Source organism: Bacillus sp. FSL K6-0073, from assembly GCF_038006085.1.
In the GTDB taxonomy this organism is placed as follows: domain Bacteria; phylum Bacillota; class Bacilli; order Bacillales; family Bacillaceae_G; genus Bacillus_A; species Bacillus_A cereus.
Map to the genome: position 1 here is coordinate 2,037,876 of NZ_JBBOUN010000001.1, position 21,010 is coordinate 2,058,885.

Here is a 21,010-nt window from a genome sequence, read left to right on the forward strand (position 1 = left end):
AGTGATAAGTAGTGAAAAAGTTCAAATGGAGCATCTTGTTGTTTATTATTTTAGCTCTTGTACTATCGACAGGGGTCTCCTATTTAGCATTAAATCAAAATGTTAAGAAAGCTAATGAGAATACTACACCAAAAATGACAGTTGCGTTGGTAAATGAAGATCAGGGCACTGTATTTGAGGGCAATAAAATAGCATTTGGAGATCAATTTGTTAAAAATGTAAATAAAAATACGAAACAAGAATGGTACGTAGTTAGTCGCGGGGTAGCAGAAAATGGATTGAAAAATAATAATTACAATATGATGATTGTTATTCCAAATGATTTTTCTAGGAAAGCAGTTGCGATTGATTCAGAGATTCCGGAGAAATTAACGTTAAACTACAAAGTAAATGCAACTGGGAATAAGGATTTGAAAGCTGAGGCAGAAAATACAGCTTCTGTTATTTTAGAAGATTTCAATAAGCAAATAATCGACGTTTATTTTGCGAGTATTATCGGTAAGCTACAAGGTGCACAAGATAATATAGGTAAAATAATTGAAAAAGGAAACGTTCAAACAACTATGTATAAAAAAGATATACATAGTCCGTTAGCAAATTACACAAATCAATTTAAAACAGTACAAGATTATACAGGTGTTTCTGTTAATAGTTTCAAAGGATTTCAGGATGTTTTAAAAGGTTTCGGTCAAGCGTTAGATGAAGGGAATAAATCTAACAGTACGTACTTAGATGGTTTTAATAACTTTCAAAAAATGCAAACTGATAACAATTTGTTAGCGAATAATTTCACAAATCAATTCAATCAATATATGAATGATATGAATACAGGCGATGCTTTAAAGCAATTAAGTGCATTGGAATCCGCTAATAAAAGTATTTCAAATCAATTTACGTTTTCAGAGAAAGAACCAAATATTTTAACTGATGCTGCAGCGATTCAAAAATATTTAGCAGATGTAAAAAAACAAGTATCTGAATATGATACAGAACTTGCAGGAAAGTTAGAAAGTGATATTCAAGAGACAGTAATTAAGAAGTTAAAGCAATCTATGTCGAATGATGGAAAGCAAGAAATCTTCATAAATACATTAATGAAACAACCAGATGCTCGAATAAAGAAACAAATCGAGAATTTAATTGCGAAATTACCTAGTTTAAACATGGAAGAAATCGGTCAAAGCGATTTACCAGATGCGACGAAATTACAACTGCAAAATGTAATTCAATTTACAAAAAAATATAATAAAGAAAATAATTTTTATTATGATCCTGTAAATAAAATATCTTTAGGAAACGCTATTAAAGAAGTAAAGGATAGACTTTATACAGAGGGAATTACATTTAGTGATACTGCGAAAGTAATTAAAATGGAATCTCCGCAAATTTTGAAGATAAAGATTCCAGAAGAATTTAAACTAGATGGAAGTACAGAAGCTTTATATATTGATGATGTGGATCGTACAAGTGATTTTCTTCAAAGCGAAGCAGGAGAAATTACAATAGCTCCTCGTAATGAAGGGGATATAAAGATTGATCTGCATGTGAAGTTAAAAGATCCAAACATCAATATAGATGTTTTCTCTCCTGTAATGTGGCAGTGGGAATTGAGTGGGACTCATACAAAAGAAACTAGTCCTGAAAAAGAAAAACCTAACAAAGAAGATAAAGGAACACAAACGGAAAATAGCAAGGTGGAAAATGTGGTTCATAAATCACAGTATGGCATAATGCCGTTAGTACACAATGCTAAAACGCCTATTATTCAAAAAACAGAACAGAGTAATAATGGTGACAGTGTAAAGCCTGATACAGGAGGAAAACCTGATGCAGGAGGAAAACCTGATACAGGAGGAAAACCTGATACAGGAGGAAAACCTGATACAGGAGGAAAACCTGATACAGGAGGAAAACCTGATACGGGAGGAAATCCAGACACAGGAGGAAAACCTGATACGGGAGGAAATCCAGACACAGGTGGAAAACCTGATACAGGAGGAAATCCAGACACAGGAGGAAAACCTGATACAGGAGGAAATCCAGACACAGGAGGGAAACCTGATACAGGAGGAAATCCAGACACAGGAGGGAAACCTGATACAGGAGGAAATCCAGACACGGGAGGAAAACCTGACACAGGCGAGAAGCCAGACACTGGGACAGATAATGGTAGCAATTCAAAAACTATTGAAAGTACAACGAATCAAGTTGTACATCAAAAAGCAGAAGTATTAACAAAAAATATATCTAGTGTATTAATTAAAGAAGCAGTAGATACAGTCGAAAGTTATCAAGGTTTAATGAGCCTTTACGAAATGTATTATGGGATTGATTTAAGAACGAAAGATGTAGGTCCTAAGTTAGAAGAGGGAAGTTTAGATGCAATTGCGACGGATCAATCTTTGTACTACGTATTAAATAAACAAAGTTTAATTGATTTAATTTCAAATCTTGTTTCATCAAGTATTACTACAGAAATAAAGCAAGATATGTCAGGTTTAAAACAAAAAATAAACTCTTATCAACAATCTATTACTAGTGCGGATCAAAATTCTATGCTACTAGCGGAGAAATTAAATGGAACGACGCAACAAGCAACTAGTATGAATGAAAATTTAGGAGAGTATGTAAAAGGTTTAGCGAAATGGCGTGAGAATAGCTTAAAGCTAGTTGAAGAGCAGCAAGTATTAACAACAAATCATGCTGGTGAGCAAACAGCTATTTTATCGTTAGATTCTGGTATTAAATCATTAATGATGCAAAGTCAGTCATTGGTCGAAAGTTCGAAGCATAGTTTAGCAACTTCAGACGATGTATATAAAACATTTGATCAAATTAATGGACAAGCAAAAGAAATTCAAGACAGCGGAACGACAATTGTTTCAAAAGCTGATTTATTATTAAATGACTTTACGAAGAAAATGGAAGATGATAAATCATTCTCCAAAAACTTTACGAAAATTTTAGCGAATAGCCGTATTGGAGATCGTCAAAATGAGATGCTATATGACTTTTTAGCTAGTCCAGTTCAAAAGCAAAATGATGGAGTAATTGTAGCAGGAAATGCTTTTACACCATACTTAATTGTATTAACTTGTTTCATTGTTGCATTATTTACAGCATACGCAATTGCGAATCAAGAAAAGAAACGAATGCAATCAGATCATTTTGAAGAGAAATTCTCATTAATTGATATGAATGTACCAACTACAGTAGTAGCTTTCGGTATATCAATTGTGGAAGGGATTAGTATAGGTATCATTTCTGGGCGTCTTTTAAAGTTCGGTCAGGATCAAAGTTTACTATGGATTGCGTTCATCACATTTATTATGATGGCGTTTGTATTAGTCTCAACCTACTTATTACGACAAATAAAAATGGTAGGAATGTTTATACTATTAGTATTTTTAAGCATGTACCTATTTTTAACTGAGGCAGTTGGAAGTAAAGTAGATCAAATGTCGTCTGTCGGAAAGATACGTCAATTCTCACCGCTTCAGTATATAGAAAGTTTTCTAAATGATTTTATTAGTGGTAAAGATACTGGGAAAGTTATTTTTGTCGTATTGTTTGTAATTGCCATTATTGGATTGGTTAGTAATCTATTTGTATGGCATAAGAAATGGGAGGAAAAAGAAGTAAATGATCAAACAATGGAGCATAGTGGCTAAGTTATCATTTCTCTCTATCCTTTTACTGTTTGTCGCGCTACCGATAAGGAGCGCGGCTGACAGTTATCTTGGTGATGATGGGAAGATTAAGTTTAAAGTGGATCGACTTGAAGAAAGCGACCAAGAAAAAAATAAAAAGGAACATAAGGAAACAGAATTAGATAAAGCATCGATTGAGTTATTTAACAAAGATATAGAAGAAGAAATTGAGAAAAAGAAAAAGAAAGAACAAAAAGATATGGAAGCTTTGCGAGATTCTCTTTTTACAAAACCAAAAGAGAATAATAGTGTTAAAGATACGAAAAATAGTTTGTTTAGCAGTGAATACATTGTCAGAAAAAGTGCAGATGAAGTAGCGAGTAATGAAACAATGAATGAAGAGCCAATTAGTATAACAATAATATTATTATTTGGCGGCGGCATTCTACTTATTTGCATCGGTATTTATACGGTTCTTCGTAAAAGTTGGAGGTAAAGCGATGGCAATACAAACACATATCAATGTGACAGTAGATTTTAGTAAATGGAATGGAAATACATATGATTTGCGTATTCCGAATCATCAATCTATTAAATATTTATTAAAAAACTTATTAGATACGCTAAAGATTGATAATCATGAAGGTTCACATTTTGTAATTAAAGTGAAAAATAAGTCAATTGTTTTAACAGATAATGATCGTTTAATTGATCACCAAATAACAGATGGAGATATTTTGCAAGTTTTATAAAGAATATTTTTTACTTTTAGTTATTTGAAAATAAGTTATTACGGGTTATAAAGAAAAGGAGAAGAGGATAAACATGACGGAAAAAATAATTCAAATTGATGCAATGAACTATCAATTTCAAATAGAAAAAGAAAATTGGAAATTGGAGATGACCAAATCTCAAACACGTATAAAAGACTTCCGTCAATTCGATATAATTACGGGCGAATCATCTGAATTTGTACCATTAACAATAGAAGAAACGGATGATATGTTTACGTTTCTATATCAAGTAGATAAAAAATTATATAAGTGGGACGATCTTAGCCGTTTTGGAAGAAATGAGAAATTAAGACTACTTCGGAATGTTGCGCAGTTTCGTAAATATTTAAATAAACGAATCACGTTCTTTTTACATCCAGACAATATAGTTTTTAATGCTAATTTAATACCAAGTATTATACATAGAGGAATTCGAGATATTGTTCCGCCAACCCCGTTATTAGAAGAGCAATTTTTAACACAATATAAGTGTTTAATTATTGCTTTATTCTCCCAAAAACATAACTTTGATGATTTGTATGCTGGGTTACTAAAAGATGCAAAAGAAACAACATTTGAACAGACCGTTGCTCAAATGGAAAGCTTAGATGCATTACTGCAGTTTCTTGATGACAGCTTTGAGAAGGAACAAACAAAAACAGAAAAAAATATGCAGTTAGTACCTAAAAAAAGCTATAAATCATTTAAATACTTAGCTTTTTCCTTCATAGCGGCGACAGTTATTTTAGCTGCTCCTTTAATATATTTCACTTTTATAAAATTTCCTTATCAAAATAAATTGTTAGAAGCAAATGCAAGTTTCATAGCAACTGATTATGACAAAGTCATTACGCAATTGAATGAAGAGGAGTTTGAATCATTACCGATTGCATCTAAATATGAGTTAGCATTTGCATACATTACAGCTGAAAAACTAGGTGAAGCTCAAAAGAAATCGATTATGAAAAACATTAGTTTGAAAAGTGATGAAAAGTATTTGCTGTATTGGATGTATAACGGAAAAGGTAATTTTGATAAATCATTAGATTTAGCTAAGACACTTGATGATCCTCAGCTTATTATGTACGGCCTTGTTAAACAAATTGAATCACTGAAAAATAATCCTGATTTATCAGGGGAAGAACGTGATCAAAAGTTAAAAACATATGAGCAACAATTAGATGAATATAAAAAGAAATATGGCAATTCATCAAACGATAAAAATTTGTCGGACACAGAGAAAAAAGAGTAAGCACTTGATGAGACAGTTGAAAAGGAGCAGTGAACACGGATGGAGCAACTATTAGTATTGACTTATGGAGACAAAATATATAAGTGCACATTACATCCAAATGAGCAATCAATAGTGTCGATTGGAAAAGAGTGGACAAATGATATTACGAATCCAAGTTTAGAACAAGAAGTAGAGTTAAAGTGGAATAATGAAGTAAATGCTTGGATGGTACAGGATCAATTAATAGAATTCAATAAGGAAATTGAGATTGGGAAAACAAGAGATGTGAGCTTGAAAATCTTTATATCTATTGTTGGCACAACTAAAGTGTTTGATATCGGAACGAAACATTCTCTTACAGTGAGTCAAAACGATTACGATGATATTTCTATTACCGGGACTAGTGTAGATTTAATGCTATCTCGCGAAACGTTGTACGATTCTTTTAAAGTGAACGTGTATGGCGGGGATGTATTTCATAATTATACGAAGTTAAAAGATAGCGTTATGTTGGAATCAGGAGACGTATTATATTTTGATGGTATTTTATTGGAGATTGGTAGTGAAGACATTCAAGTACTTTCTTCAGAAAATAAAGTGAAATCTGCGTTACCTATTTTAGTAGAATCAGAAACGAATTATCAAAGTGGTTATCCAGACTATCATCGTTCACCACGTATTATTTACCGTGAACCAGAAGAGAAAATGACAATTGCAAAGCCTTCAAGTATGCCATCAAAACCAACGGAGCATTTAGCAAGAATCATTGCACCTTCACTTGTCATGATTGTCGTAACCGTATTACTTGCAATTTTCATGAAATATGGAATGTTTATTATCGCATCGATTGCGATGACATTAGTAACAATCATTGTTTCTGTCACATCGTATATTAAAAATTTGAAGCAATATAAAGTCGACATTGTTGAACGAGATAAAAGCTATAGAGAGTATATAAAACAAAAAACGAAAGATTTACATGCAGAAAGTGAAAAACAGCGTCACGCATTACATTATCACAATCCAAATGTAGAAGTAATACGTAATATGGCAGTTCAAGTAAATCCTAGAATTTATGAAAAAACAATGTTACATCATGATTTCTTAACATTTAGCGTTGGAACAGGACAAGCTAATACGAGTTTTGAAATTCAATTTAATGAAGAAGAATTTAGTCAAACGAAAGATGAATTAATTGATATAGCACGTGAACTAAGACAGCGTTATCTATCATTGGAAGATGTACCAGTTGTAACAGATTTAATGAATGGACCAGTCGGTTATATTGGCCAACGTTCTTTAGTGTTAGAGCAATTACAATTATTAGTTGCACAAACGGCTTTATTCCATAGTTATTATGACTTGCAGTTTATTACTATTTTTCCGGAAGAAGAAAAAGAAAAATGGGATTGGATGCGCTGGTTACCTCATGGAAGTGTTCGCGATATAAATGTACGTGGATTTGTATACCATGATCGTAGCCGTGATCAAGTGTTAAATAGTTTGTATCAAATATTGAAAGAACGAAAATTAAAACTAGATGAAAAAAGTTCTACTAATGAAAAAATGTACTTTGCACCGCACTATGTCGTTCTCATTACAGATGAAAAACTAATATTAGACCATGTTGTTATGGAATTCTTTAATGATGATCCGAGTCAATTAGGTGTATCACTTGTATTTGTACAAGATGTTATGCAAAGTTTACCGGAGCATGTGAAAACGGTAATAGATATAAGAGATGCAAAACAAGGGAATATCATCTTAGAGCAAGGAGAGCTTGTTAACCGTCAATTTAAACTAAATCACGTACCGAAAGGGTTCAATTTAGAAGATATTTCACGGGCATTAGCACCATTAAATCATTTGCAAAACTTAAAAAATAGTATTCCAGAAAGCGTAACATTTTTAGAAATGTACGGCGTTGAAAAAGTAAAAGAACTGAATATCACAAGTCGTTGGGAGAAAAATGCAGCGCATAAATCTTTAGCTGTACCACTTGGATTACGTGGTAAAGAAGATATCGTAAACTTAAACTTACACGAAAAAGCACACGGACCACACGGATTAATAGCAGGTACAACAGGTTCAGGTAAATCGGAAATTATACAATCGTATATTTTATCTCTAGCAGTCAATTTCCACCCGTACGAAGTAGCCTTTTTACTAATTGACTATAAAGGCGGCGGAATGGCGAATTTATTCAAAAACTTACCGCATTTATTAGGAACAATTACGAACTTAGATGGAGCACAAAGTATGAGAGCGCTCGCATCAATTAAAGCTGAATTGCAAAAAAGACAACGCTTATTTGGGGAAAATGATGTAAACCATATTAATCAGTATCAAAAACTGTATAAAGAAGGCTTAGTAAGTGAACCGATGCCGCATCTATTTTTAATTAGTGATGAATTCGCGGAACTGAAGTCAGAACAACCAGAATTTATGAAAGAGTTAGTTTCAACAGCGCGTATCGGTCGTTCACTCGGAATCCATTTAATATTAGCTACGCAAAAACCGAGTGGTGTTGTAGATGATCAAATTTGGAGTAACTCGAAATTCAAACTAGCACTAAAAGTTCAAAATACGTCAGATAGTAATGAAATTTTAAAAACACCGGATGCCGCTGAAATTACATTACCAGGACGTGCTTACTTACAAGTTGGGAATAATGAAATTTATGAACTATTCCAATCAGCTTGGAGCGGAGCAGACTATGTAGAAAACAAAGAGGATAAAGAACATTTAGACGCAACAATCTATGCAATAAATGATCTAGGACAATATGAAATATTAAGTGAAGATTTAAGTGGACTTGGTAGCAGTAAAGAAGTAATAAGCGTACCATCTGAACTGGATGCTGTTATTGACTACATTCACGATTACGCAGAAATAAATGAAATTGAAGCATTAGCAAGACCGTGGTTACCACCACTTCCAGAAAGCGTATATTTACAAGACTTACATGCTATTCAGTTCAAAGAAGCATGGACGAAAGAAAAGAAACCATTACAAGCAACAATTGGCCTACTAGATCAGCCTGAATTACAATCACAAACACCATTAACACTAGATATTAGTAAAGACGGACACGTAGCGGTCTTCTCAAGTCCAGGCTACGGAAAATCAACATTCTTACAATCAGTCATTATGGATGTAGCTCGTCAGCATAGTCCGGAGCATTTGCATGTGTATTTATTAGACTTCGGAACAAATGGCTTAATGCCATTAAAATCTTTACCGCATGTGGCAGACATCATTACATTAGACCAAGTTGAAAAATGCGAGAAATTTCTTCGTCGCATAGAAGACCTATTAAAAGATAGAAAGCAATTGCTAAGTAAATATGGTGTTGCGAGTCTTGAAATGTATGAGAGAGCTAGTAAAGAAGTATTACCAACAATATTAATTACGTTAGATAACTATGATGCTGTTAGAGAAGCTGGATTTGTCGAAGACTTTGAACGCATTATTGCACAAATTGTACGTGAAGGGGCAGCAGTAGGAATTCATTTAATGCTTACGGCTACACGTCAAAATGCATTGAGAGTACAAGTAAATACAAATATTAAACTACAAATTGCTCTATATATGATAGATGAGGCAGAATCTAGAGCTATTGTAGGAAGAACAGACTTAAAAATTGAAGAATTAGCAGGCCGTGGTTTAGTTAAAATTGACGAACCAACAATCTTCCAAACAGCTTTACCGACAAATGGAGAAGATGTCCTTACTCGAATTGAAAATATACAAGCTGAAGGAAAAGAGATGGATTCCTTCTGGGATGGAAAAAGACCGAAAGCAATTCCTATGGTACCTGAAGTTCTGGAATACAAGGAATTCATTGCATGGCCAGAAACAAGAAAAATTATTGAAGCAGGCAAACTAACATTTGGTGTAGAGACAGAAAACGTTACGCCTCTCGAATTAGATTTAACGGAAGCGTCTAATATTGTTGTAGGGGGAATTAAGAAAGATGAAGTTGAAAATGTAGTTCATCAATTCCTTCAACAGTTAGCAGACAGTGGACACTTTGACCTAGGTTTAATTGATACAAGAACACGAAATTTCTCAAACTATAGAGAGAGCGCTGCTTTATATGTAGCTGAAAAAACAGGAATTGAGAAAACGATTAAACAAGTTACAAACGCTTATAAATCGAGAGAAGCGGCGTTTAAAGAGGAGCAGGAAGCATCAAGTGAAACAGTGAACCCGGCAGAATTTATTAAGAAATTTAAGCCGATTGTAATCGTAATTGCAGATGTAAATGATATTTTAAGTAATTTAGAAGATAGCGATATATATAGTTTAGCGGAATTAATAACAAATGGTGCATTTATGGGCATCCACTTCGTAATTGGCTGTGATGTTGATTCAATTGACAGTCGATACGACTTAGTTTCAAAAACAATAAAAACGCAATCTCATGTTATTTTACTTAGAAAATCATCAGGCCAAATGGTCTTCGATGTATCTAATAAAGATTTAAGTAGTACAAAATTAAATCCATTTGAAGGGTATTTTGTTGAAAATCGTTTTGCTACTAGAATTAAAGTGCCAACTATTTAAGGGGGGATTTGCATGGGGATAGAGGAATTAAATAGTCAAAAATCGGGTTTATTAAGTAGTATAAGTCATCAACAAGGGCAATTGGCTGAATTACAAATGAAACTACGAAGGCTAATAACTGCTAAGGGGAAATTTGTAAATAATCTTGAAGCAATTAAACAAAATCAAGAGCAATTTAAGTCTTTAGAAATAAACGAGAGTAGTTGGAAAGGGCAAAGAGCAACTACTTTTAAAGAAACGTATGAACAACAAGTCATTTCGAATTTAGGGAAGTTTATCGGAGAACTAGGGAGAGTGCAAGAAGACATCGATCAAGCCATACGGCGGCTCGAAAGAGAAATCGCTACATGTGAGTCTAGTATTCTTTCTCTAAGTAGAAGTGTTTCAATGGTTGATGCTAGTATTCAAGTAGAAGTACAGAAGGCGGGGAAATGATAAATGGGGGAAATTAAATTAAATAAAGGGGTATTTGATGCGAAAGTAAGTGATTTGAAAAGTGGTGCTAGTGATTTAGGTAAGACTAAATTTAATGGTATGCAGTTACATCGTACGAATTTAAGTAAACTGAAAAAATATTGTGAAGCGATTGAAAAACTTTCTCAGAAAGTTCAGCGATATGAGAAATTGTTAGAAAATGATATAAGTAGAGTACAAGAAATTGGAGCAAAAATGGTAGAGAAAGATGCAAAACTTGGGCAAGAACTAAAAGTTGGTATACAGCAGCACTAGAAAAACATTCTACGTAAAAATGAAATAAGGGGAGAGAAACGTGGATAAAAATATTGAATTACAAGAAGTAAACGAATTACAAAAAAGATTTCAAACAAGTGCTGACGAACTAAACCAATATTTTGAAACTTTATTAGGGAAAATAGATGATTTGAACCAACTTAATTCTTTTCAAGGGAAAGCAGCAGATGAAATAAAGAGGTATTTTTCTAGAGTACATGGTACTACGATTGCTGGATTTCAAATTGCAGCGGAAGAGTTAAAAAATGAATTTCAAAAAGCAATAGAGAGTTTTAATAGTACAGTTGATAGTGATAGTGACACAAAGATTTATGGGAACTATTTAGATAATGTAAAGAAAAAAATTAATGGATACAGCAATGAATTTGATCGCTCTAATGAAGAAGCAAAACAAACTATATCGACTATAGCAGACATTGTCCCAACTCAGTATCCATCATCTTCAGGAATATCTGAAGGAATCCAAAAAAGTCAAAAGGAAATTAGTGATACGCTAGAAAAATTAGAAACGTATAATAGTCAGCAAAATGAACTTCAACATTTTAATGAAATGTTAAGTTCATTAGACAAGGGAATGAAAGAAATACAAGCAGCCAATGGAGATTTTTCTAGTAAGATAGTCGAAAAAATTATGGCTGGTGGATGGAATGGAAACTTAATAAATGGTATTTCGAATCATATGACGGCGTTTGATATACAACAAAAAGGAACAAAATTTTTAATAGCTGCCTTTGCTCGTATGTATTATGCTAAAAAGAATTATGATTTTAAAGCAATTTTTGATCCTGATTCTCGAAAAGGAAAAGGGAAGTTTACACTATCAACACGTCAAAAAGAAGATTTAGTGGAAGTATTCAAATTACTAAAGATGGATAGTAGTGATGATAGTATATTTCGTTACGTAAAAAATGGGCTTAAAATGGATGGTGTAGAAAATTCGAGAATCACGAATGAACAAGTAAGAAAAGCAAGAAAAGGAATTTATAAGTTACCGGAATTTCAAGATTTTCACAAATTTCATCAGGATCGGAGTCAAAATGGATTAACTACTGCAATTAAAGAAAGGGGATGGAGTTCGTTTAAAACGGAGTATGTAAAAGGGTTAAAGGATTTACATCCTGGAAAATGGAAAGAAGCTTTTAAAGAACTTGGGAAAACTGGTAAGTTTTTAAAAGGGGCCGCTATATTTGGAGCGGTTGTGTCAGTTGGAAATAACATTGCAGAGGCTCAAAAAAATGGATGGCAGCGAGAGGATATAGTTGATATAGCAACAGATTCAGCAGTAGATATTGGAGCAACTGCTGGAGCAGCAGCAGCTGGTGCAGTAGCGGGATCGTTTTTCGTTCCGCCTGTTGGCACTGTTGTAGGAGCTGGTGTTGCGGTATTTGCCACAGCAGTGATGAATTATAAGTGGGGAGGAGAAGATAATGCAATCGATTATGCAAAAAAAGGAGTCAAACAAATAACGAAAAAGATTTGGTCTTTATTTTGATGTTAAGTTAGATGACATAAAAGGAGCAATTTAATGATGTGGAATATAAAAGAAGAGGATTTGGATGAGTTTCGAATGACATGTAGAGTACGATTAAGTCCTGAGGGAGCTACAGGATTTATGATGGGGGGCATACTCTTTAGTTCAATAATTATATTTTCTATCGTTTTATCAGGTGGTTGGGAGTATTGTAAGGTTCTCTTTGAAATGGGAATTGTAAAGTTTGAGCTGTTGTTATACAGTGTGCAAATCATTTTTTTAATACTATATTCGTTTCCAAAAGCTCGTTTTAAATTTCAAAAATTACAAACAATTGTCGTGTTATTATACGCATTTCAATTAGGAACGATTGGGCTCACAGCTTTAATCGTTTCTGAAATAGCTAATAAGTCGATTGATGTTTTTACATTGACGCTTGCAAGTTTATTATTTCTAGGAGCAGTTTTTTTTCATATTGTGACAACAATTGATACGTTTAAACAAGCAAGTGAAGGTGCATTTAGTATGGATGAGAGATCTAAATCATTTTTTAGTAATACAAAGACGAATGTACTGAAGGGAGTAATGATATACGTACCACTCCTTCTGATTTTAATTTATTTTCGTAACGACTATGGGTTTGATGCTTTACTAATGTATGTGGTTGGGAGCATTTTAATGTACGCAGTAGCCATAGGTGCAGCTGAATTCCAACTTTTAGTGTACTGTAGATTTAAATTTAAATCATTTAATATGACGTGGGAAGAGAATGAGAGACAACGTCAGAAATTTAGAAAATATAATAAAAAAAACAAATCGAAAAGTAGATAATAAAAGAAATGAATTTTTGCTATAGCATAAGTTGTTAATTTATGTGTATGAAATGAGAAATTGCAAGTTTCTATTCGAATTAGAAAGAAATAAAGATAAGGGGAGTAGATGTTGTGAAAGTTCAATATAAAGCATTATCACTATTAAATTTAATTAGTATTACTCAAGTCGTCAAAAAAGAAGATTGGTTACTACCTGCTATTGCGCTGAGAAATCAAGTTATCCGTAATGGGATTTATGCAGTAGGACCGGTTCTTTTTAAATATAAACCACTTGAAAATGAACCAGCATATGGTGAATATACATATTGTGTTCCGGTAAATGAACGTGTGGAACTGGGGGGAGATTCTGCATATGAATACATTGATGGTTTAATAATTGAAGATGCTTTAAGTGTGCGTTTTACGGATGAAGATGGTGATATTGAAGATGTGTATAATTTAATACACGAGGTGGCAAATCAAAACCATATTAAATTAGATAGTAGTTTTTATCATGTATGCTTAGATGTATACGGTGATACTTGGTTAGATATTTACGCTCCTATTATAGAAGTAGGTGAAACCGTAAAATGATTATAGAAGGTCAAAGTATTGCATATACAAATGTTGTTTCAAAAGAATACTATATTCATTATACCTATATGAAAGATTCGATTGACGATTTTATGCTAGAAATAGAAAAAGCGAACTTAACAGCAAAAGGTCCACTATTTTATGCATTGAAAAATGTTCCTTCAGATGAAAATATGTATATTGAATTATTTATGCCGATATATGAGGATAAAGTTCCACCATTAGAAACAATGAAATTTAGAAGCTATTACTATGTAGATGACATGCTTGTGAAACGATTGACAGGAGATTATGAAACATTAACCGAGTATGCATATGCTGAGATGCTTCAGTATATGGAAGATAATGAACTTGATATGATTTCACCTATTTATCATATTTTTAGCGGTGATGAAGAGCTACAGTATGTTGAAATAAAAATTGCAGTGGATACACAATAATAATTTAGTGTACTTTTAGTTCTGGAAATATGAAAAGTAAAAACCAGATTTTAGTTTCGTTTTATAGAAGAATAATATAAAGGTATTCTTGAATTAAGAGTTCTAATTGTTGTTTTTAGTAGGAAGGGAGTCTACATATGTGGCTATTTTCAAAAGAAAAAACTGTGTATTTTCAACAAGAGTGTGAGGATAAAACTGGGGAATTAATTAAGCAGCAAATATTGGAGAAAGTATCAGTAGATAATTGTATAATAGCTGCTGAAATGATTGATGTATTGTTTATATATCCTGAACTTGCAGAAGAACTTGCAAGGGTTTTATATATGAGTAATAAAGAATTATTCCGAACGGTTGCTATGTTTGTTGGCACATTTGAAATTTTTGTACAAGTCTCAAACACAACGAAAGTTATTATCCAATGTATTCCGGTAGATGAAGAAATGGAAGAAGAAGTGTTTTCGGATATGAAAGTGATCGGTTTTAAATATAAGAAAAAGTCCACTGATGAAGAGATAGAAGAAATAGCAGAGTGGATGCTGGAATATAAAAAGATGTGTAAAAAAATAGCAGAGCATTATGAAATAGCTCAAAAAGAATCATTATTATAATGTAAGAATATCTGAGATTAATAAAACCTTCTCTTCTGGTTAGAATGAGGAGGTTTTTTATTCTAAGATCTATATGTAATTGATTGAATAATTCGACATGAGATTTTTCAGTTGGATCAATCTGAATGGGTAGTAGTTACGTTCTGCAGTTCGCTCTGTTCTTATGTCGAAAGGGAAAATTTATTCGAAAGTCAATTTGTAAAAAGGGGAAGGTGTTATTTTGAATAAGGATCGAAATGTTTTGGAAACAGAGAAAAGTTTTTTTGAAAGGAAAATAGTATCTATCTATAAAGTGTTAGAATTTATAATGAAATATACAATGATTCTAATAATAATAATGTCCATATTTGTGATAATTGCTGCTGTTTATTTTAAAATATATGAGGGTATAGGGGCGGGTGTATTCCTCTTAATCTTATCATTATTTGCATATTTGGTATTTTTTAAGAAAAGTAAAAATGCCTAAATTAATAGCGGAAATAAAAATCCAAAGATTAACAACTATAATACGTTATTTGAAGAGGGAAAGTTTTGTATATAGCATGAATGTATAACAGCAGGAAAACCTTCTCTTTTCATTAAAATGAGAAGGTTTTTATATTTAATCTACATGATTTAAATGAATGTAGTTAAAGGTGGGACACTTGAATGCGGAATATAAAAGAAGATTCAGATAGATTCCGGATGATATGTAAACATCGTTGGAGTCCTGAGGATGCTTTAGGATTTATGATAGGAACAATAAGGGAACGTAATGAAACTAAAAATGCCTAGAGTAACTGGTGACAGTATGAAGTTAAAGAGGAAAGCGAAGCAAGATTATGTGAATTATGAAAAGTCTTTTCATAATAATAAATCATTCTAAGGGAGCTGATTTGTTTTGAAGAATTGAAGATCAATTTGCAGCTAAGTTTAAAATGTGGCGGAGTAAGTTTGGGGAATCATAGACGCAAGAAAAAGAAACCGAAACAAATAAGAAAAGAAGCAGTTCAGATAAAACCGATAGTAGAAGAAAAACCACTAAAGAAGAGTAGCAACAAGTTGGTTGATATTCTCCTAGGTATTCTTCTTTTCCCAATTTTTATATGGGCTGTCTTGGAAGGTTGTACAACACAAGTAAGAAAAGGGAAGACTTTCTTTATTATCGTTTTCTTTCTCTTAATTGCAATAGGGTTATCTATGATAGGAAACAAATAAGGAGGAGTGCAGATGTTTAAGAAGAAGGAGAAAAAAAACATTTACGTTAGATTGGTAAACACACAAGGGGAAATCATTCGAGAGTTTAATTGTACAGAAAAAGACTTGCGAAAAGTAAAAGAAAATGGTACTGAAATTCGTTTGGTTGGAGATAACTCATATGAGATGGTAGCAACCGATGAACAATTACAAAAACTAGCAAGAGCTGAAGCAGAAATTGAAGCGGAAATTAAGGCATGGGAAGATGCTTTAAATGAGAGTTTGGATGAACGCGAAGAAAGAGAAGCGAGACAGAAGGAATTGAAAGAAAAGAATAAATGGAGTACAAAGAAGAAAGTAATCGTATTTGGACTCATATTCTTTGTATTTATTGGATTACCTATTATCGAAGGGTATCAAAATAGTAAATTAGTTGAAGAAGGTACATCATTACATGCAGAAATTGTAGGTAGGCATGTAGAGAAGGAATTCATGTTTACACACCCCACATTAGTAGTTGAGGTAGATGGTAAAAAGCATAATGTATGGGTAAGTGAAGAGACATATAACGGAGCAGAGTGGTTAGGTAGACTAAAAGTCATCAAAACAAAAGATGGTAAAGTTGAGAAAGACCCTAGATATGAGGGGGAAGACTTAATTACGAGTTATTAAGCAGTATGTTTTTAATATTCGCTGCTCAAATTAAATAACATTATTATTTGCAAAAATCGAATCCATTAAAATAAAAAACAAATTTTAAATAACTGTAATAACCTCCTAGCATATTGTTGATGGAAGGTTATCACCTTTCTGAAGATAAAATTAAAGCTATATTATCTCGATACAATTGTGACGACAGTAACGTTTTTACTAAGTAAGTGCAGTTTCGGGGGAAACAAAAATAGAGTATGAGGAATATGCTTAAGTGAAAGAGAGAAGAATATTTAGAGCTTTTGAGGAGAAAGAAGGCTATTTGAACTATCAAAAGCATTCTGATTATGTACGGTAATTAATGTAGTGATGATATACATAAAAGATTATCTAAATTTAGTTACACAAAGATGAATGTACTTGAAAAATTAGGAATGTAATGGGATTTTAGTGAATGAAAATTATTTAAACTGTATAGAAGGTGAAAAACTGAATGTGGAACGTAAAAGAAGAAGATTTAGATGGATTTCGAGTAACATGTAGCAGCCGTTTAAGTCCTGAGGGTGCTTTAGGTTTTATGATAGGAACAATAGTGTACGTTTCAGTTATGATGTTTTTTCTTATTGGTACTTTAGTAACCTTTGGTTGGGACTACTATACTAGTTTATTTGAGAAAACAATTGTTAAAATTGAACTTGTGCTATATAGCTTGCAAATAATTTTTTTAATTCTATATTCATTTCCAAAAGCTCGATTTAAATTTCAAGAGTTCCAAACGATTGTCGTATTATTATATGCATTTCAATTAGGTACAATATTATTCACAGCTCTGATTCTTCCTGGAATGTCTGATTATACAATCGACGGAATTACATTAGTATATGTAGGCTTCTTATTTATAGGAGCAGTGATTCTTCATATTGTGACAACGATTGATACGTTTAAACAGGCAAGTGAAGGTGCGTTTAGTATGAATGAAAGATCCACTTCCTTTTTTAGTAAAACAAAAGGAACTATGATGAAAGTGACTTTAATATACGCATTAATCCTACTTATTTTAATTTATTTTCATAATGATTATACGTTTGACACTTTTATTGGATATGTAATAGGTACTGTTTTAATGTATGCAGTAGCCATTGGGGCAGCAGAATTCCAACTATTGGCGTACTGTAGATTTAAATTCAAGTCATTTAATATGACGTGGGAAGAGGATGAGAGAATGCGAAAGCGAAATACAAAATCTAAAACGAAAAGTAAATAAGGGTGAAATGTATTACTTTCCAAAAAGGAACATAATGAACTTAAAAATGCCTAGAGAAATCAACGGGGTGTCAGTATGAAGTTAAAGAAGAAAGCCAAGATGATGATAGTTCTGTCAATAATAGCAAATTTATTAAGTGGATGTGTTTTTGGGGAGACGAAGATAGAGTATGAGAGATTAGTAAAGGCATTGGATGAAGGTGATATGAAGACAGTTATGTCTGCGAGTGACGATGGTTATGCTTATGTGACCCAAAGAGGTATTTATAGTACGTTTGAGCAAGAAAAAGATGGGGAGCACAGTAAAACAATTCGTCAAACCACGGAAGGTGTATATAATACAAAAGATAAAAGTTTATATGGAGAGGCGATACAAACAGTTACGACTGATATAGAAAAAGACAAGGGAAAAAGGACAAATGAGAATTATAAAAAAGAAACTATTTATAGTACTCATGTTAAGTATGAAAATGGACAGGTGAAAAGTTCGGATTCAAATCTAGATGTTTCATACGTAAACTTAATTGTAGATCGTTTAAATGGGATAGGGAAACTAAAAATGAAGCCTGAAGATGATATGAAAAAGTTTGATCAGCCTAATTCAGTGGGATATCGACTAACTGAATCTGAATTTAAAAATATTATTAATAATAAATTAAAGATACAATACGATGAATTTGATGGAGCAACAATCGTATTGTACCTGGATGCCCCAAATAATCCAAAACAAATTTTGCAAATGAGGATAGATATAGATTTTAAAGAAAAGAATGAGGATGGAAAATTAATAGAAAATATGTTCCAAATAATAACGTATTTTAATAGAAAACAGGATAATAACCAAGATGCGAGACAGGAATATTTAAAATACAAGGCGCAGTACAACAAAAGAGATTGTTAAGAGTTGCGATGAAAATAAAAAGGTATAAAATCAGTGACTAAGAAAATTGCATCTTTATTTTGGTAATATACTATAGTTCGGGGAAAGGTGGAGTTAACAAATGTGGAACATAAAAGAAGAAGATTTAGATGAATTTAGAATTACATGTAGAAATCGTTTAAGCCCAGAACGCTCCATGGTGTTTATACTTGGCGCAACTGTTTATAGTTCATTATTCATGCTTTTTATTTTTGGAGCATTAGTTAAATTTGGCTGGGGTTATTATCCAAATCTCTTTGACAAAATAATTGTTTGTATTGAATTAGTTTTATATACCTTGCAAGTAATCTTTTTAATTCTATATCTATTTCCAAAAGTTCGTTTTAAATGTCAAAAGTTGCAAGCGCTTGTGATATTATTATGTACATTTCAGCTGGGAACTATAGGATTCACATTGTTTATACTTCCAGCAATTTCAAATTATTCGATTGATCAAATTACATTATTGTATGTGGGTTTATTGTTTCTAGGAGCAGTTTTTGTTCATCTGGTGACCACAATTGATACCTTTAAACAAGCAGAGAGTGGAGCATTTAGTATGGATGAAAGGGCAGCTTCATTTTTTAGTAAAACAAAAAACAACGTAATGATTGGTGTTACGGTATATGGACTAATCCTTCTTATTTTAATTTATTTTCATAATGATTATGAAACAGAGATATTAGTAGGGTATATAGCAGGAACTCTTGTAATGTACGCGGTAGCCATAGGTGCAGCTGAGTTCCAATTATTAGCCTATTGCAGATTTAAATTTCCATCATTTTATATTTCGTGGGAGGAACATGAAAGAGAGCGTCAGAAAAGACTAAAGCTTTATGAAGAGAAGGAAAAAAAGAAAACTAAAGAAATAAAATAAGTTTTGCGTCGAAATGGGGAAAGATGAATGCTTAAAATAAAGGAAGAAGATTTAGGTTTTTTCAAATTACAAATAAAAACCGATTAAGTCCGGATTATATAAGAATCTTTTATGGGGGAGTTTTTGCATATACTTCTATACCAATGCTCATCATGTTTTTAGGTGTTTTGCTGAACGGTGATAAGATTTCTCTAACTTCTTTTGAAAAGATAGTTGTACAAACTGAGGTTAAGTTGTATGTTTTGGAGTTCGTTTTTTTAATATTATTCATGTCTAAAAAGATTGCTTTTAAATTACAGAAACTACAAACAATCGTAACTGTATTTTATGCTTTTCAGTTAGCGACATTACCTTTCATAGTTATGGTTGTTGAAGGAATATATGATTTTCCATGTGACAATAAAACATTGGTTTATATCGGTTTAATACTATTAGGTGCAATCTGTACTCACATTGTAGCAACAATCGATGTTTTTAGAAAAGCAAAGCATGGAGGATATAAATTAGAAGGACCGGCTGTCTCGTTTTTTACTAACACGAAATTATATTTATTGATTGGAATAACGATCGGTGTAATAGTTCTACTTGTATTAATTTTTTTAAACCTTAATTATACATTTGATGAAATGGAAATTTATGTGACACAAACAATAATATTATATATATTCGCTGTAGTATCAGCAGAATTCGTCCTATTGGTGTATTGTCGCTTTAAATTTCCATCATTTAATATTACGTGGGAACAACATGAAAAGGAACGCCAAGAATTTATAGCAAATAGAAAAAGAATAAGAGAGAAAGAACAAAAGCGAAACAAAAACTGAAATGATACTCGTAAACTTACATTGAAGATAGAATGAATACATTATTCATAAATTAACTAGTAAAGGGAGGAATGTAATATCTTGAATAAAGATTCTAAAGCTGTAAAAAAAGAAAAAGGTTTATTTGAAAGTGTAATAGCACCTATTATTGTGGGGATTATATTTATCTTTTTAATTCTATATAAAGTAGTAGAGTTTCTGGGGAAGTGGATTGTTATCTTCGGAATAATATTTTTTATTGGTAGTATATTTCTTGCATATATCTAGAAGAATATGGAGGGGTGTTGGGCGGTGGGACAGGGTTAATATCGATGTTATTGTTATATTTTATGTTTATTAGAAAAAGTAAAAAAGGCTAGTTTAATATGAAATACCAAAACATTTATTTACTCCTAGTTT

General features: G+C 32.4%; 18 protein-coding genes and 2 pseudogenes. All 20 read left to right on the forward strand.

Features of this window, described 5'->3' with window-relative positions; translation table 11 throughout:
- Positions 1-11 precede the first annotated feature (11 nt).
- The 20 genes and pseudogenes from esaA (at position 12) to MHB52_RS10820 (ending at position 20,970) form a co-directional block, all read left to right on the forward strand.
- Positions 12-3,671, forward strand: a complete 3,660-nt coding sequence (esaA, locus tag MHB52_RS10725; RefSeq protein WP_340767724.1) for a type VII secretion protein EsaA — start codon at positions 12-14, stop codon at positions 3,669-3,671.
- Positions 3,643-4,146 carry a type VII secretion protein EssA gene (essA, locus tag MHB52_RS10730; protein ID WP_000595655.1) on the forward strand — a complete coding sequence of 168 codons (504 nt, stop codon included), beginning with the start codon at positions 3,643-3,645 and terminating at the stop codon, positions 4,144-4,146. Before esaA ends, essA begins: the two co-directional genes overlap by 29 nt.
- Positions 4,147-4,150: 4 nt before the next feature.
- Positions 4,151-4,402, forward strand: a complete 252-nt coding sequence (locus MHB52_RS10735) for an EsaB/YukD family protein (RefSeq protein ID WP_001007571.1) — start codon at positions 4,151-4,153, stop codon at positions 4,400-4,402.
- 73 nt (positions 4,403-4,475) lie between these two features.
- Positions 4,476-5,675 (forward strand): type VII secretion protein EssB, encoded by a 1,200-nt coding sequence (gene essB, locus MHB52_RS10740; protein WP_000136611.1) that lies wholly within the window; start codon positions 4,476-4,478, stop codon positions 5,673-5,675.
- 39 nt (positions 5,676-5,714) lie between these two features.
- Positions 5,715-10,226 carry a type VII secretion protein EssC gene (essC, locus tag MHB52_RS10745; RefSeq protein WP_016117667.1) on the forward strand — a complete coding sequence of 1,504 codons (4,512 nt, stop codon included), beginning with the start codon at positions 5,715-5,717 and terminating at the stop codon, positions 10,224-10,226.
- 12 nt (positions 10,227-10,238) lie between these two features.
- Positions 10,239-10,661 carry a YwqH-like family protein gene (locus tag MHB52_RS10750; RefSeq protein ID WP_000510565.1) on the forward strand — a complete coding sequence of 141 codons (423 nt, stop codon included), beginning with the start codon at positions 10,239-10,241 and terminating at the stop codon, positions 10,659-10,661.
- Between the two features lie 3 nt (positions 10,662-10,664).
- Positions 10,665-10,955: a TIGR04197 family type VII secretion effector gene (locus MHB52_RS10755; protein WP_000503889.1), complete on the forward strand. Its 291-nt coding sequence runs from the start codon at positions 10,665-10,667 to the stop codon at positions 10,953-10,955.
- 40 nt (positions 10,956-10,995) lie between these two features.
- The gene (locus tag MHB52_RS10760) at positions 10,996-12,468 is read left to right on the forward strand and encodes a T7SS effector LXG polymorphic toxin (RefSeq protein WP_000360012.1); all 1,473 of its coding nucleotides are present in this window, start codon (positions 10,996-10,998) and stop codon (positions 12,466-12,468) included.
- Between the two features lie 36 nt (positions 12,469-12,504).
- A complete protein-coding gene (locus MHB52_RS10765) occupies positions 12,505-13,278 on the forward strand; it encodes a hypothetical protein (protein ID WP_061664513.1) in 774 nt (257 codons plus the stop codon).
- A gap of 113 nt (positions 13,279-13,391) precedes the next feature.
- A complete protein-coding gene (locus MHB52_RS10770) occupies positions 13,392-13,853 on the forward strand; it encodes a DUF5085 family protein (protein WP_000868166.1) in 462 nt (153 codons plus the stop codon).
- The gene (locus MHB52_RS10775; protein WP_000582721.1) at positions 13,850-14,293 is read left to right on the forward strand and encodes a DUF5085 family protein; all 444 of its coding nucleotides are present in this window, start codon (positions 13,850-13,852) and stop codon (positions 14,291-14,293) included. Before MHB52_RS10770 ends, MHB52_RS10775 begins: the two co-directional genes overlap by 4 nt.
- Before the next feature lie 137 nt (positions 14,294-14,430).
- Positions 14,431-14,901 carry a hypothetical protein gene (locus tag MHB52_RS10780; RefSeq protein ID WP_061664496.1) on the forward strand — a complete coding sequence of 157 codons (471 nt, stop codon included), beginning with the start codon at positions 14,431-14,433 and terminating at the stop codon, positions 14,899-14,901.
- A gap of 220 nt (positions 14,902-15,121) precedes the next feature.
- On the forward strand, positions 15,122-15,367 hold the full coding sequence (locus tag MHB52_RS10785; protein WP_061664497.1) for a hypothetical protein: 246 nt from the start codon (positions 15,122-15,124) through the stop codon (positions 15,365-15,367).
- Positions 15,368-15,834: 467 nt separating this feature from the next.
- Positions 15,835-16,098, forward strand: a complete 264-nt coding sequence (locus tag MHB52_RS10790) for a hypothetical protein (RefSeq protein ID WP_061664498.1) — start codon at positions 15,835-15,837, stop codon at positions 16,096-16,098.
- Between the two features lie 12 nt (positions 16,099-16,110).
- Positions 16,111-16,749: a hypothetical protein gene (locus MHB52_RS10795; RefSeq protein ID WP_061664499.1), complete on the forward strand. Its 639-nt coding sequence runs from the start codon at positions 16,111-16,113 to the stop codon at positions 16,747-16,749.
- A 472-nt stretch (positions 16,750-17,221) separates the two neighbouring features.
- Positions 17,222-17,992, forward strand: coding sequence for a hypothetical protein (locus MHB52_RS10800; protein ID WP_061664500.1), 771 nt, complete (start codon positions 17,222-17,224; stop codon positions 17,990-17,992).
- Positions 17,993-18,067: 75 nt separating this feature from the next.
- Positions 18,068-18,892, forward strand: coding sequence for a DUF3952 domain-containing protein (locus tag MHB52_RS10805; RefSeq protein ID WP_170924526.1), 825 nt, complete (start codon positions 18,068-18,070; stop codon positions 18,890-18,892).
- A gap of 100 nt (positions 18,893-18,992) precedes the next feature.
- A complete protein-coding gene (locus MHB52_RS10810; RefSeq protein ID WP_061664501.1) occupies positions 18,993-19,787 on the forward strand; it encodes a hypothetical protein in 795 nt (264 codons plus the stop codon).
- Between the two features lie 27 nt (positions 19,788-19,814).
- Positions 19,815-20,611, forward strand: a pseudogene (locus MHB52_RS10815) (hypothetical protein).
- An 81-nt stretch (positions 20,612-20,692) separates the two neighbouring features.
- Positions 20,693-20,970 (forward strand): annotated as a pseudogene (locus MHB52_RS10820) (hypothetical protein).
- Positions 20,971-21,010 lie beyond the last annotated feature (40 nt).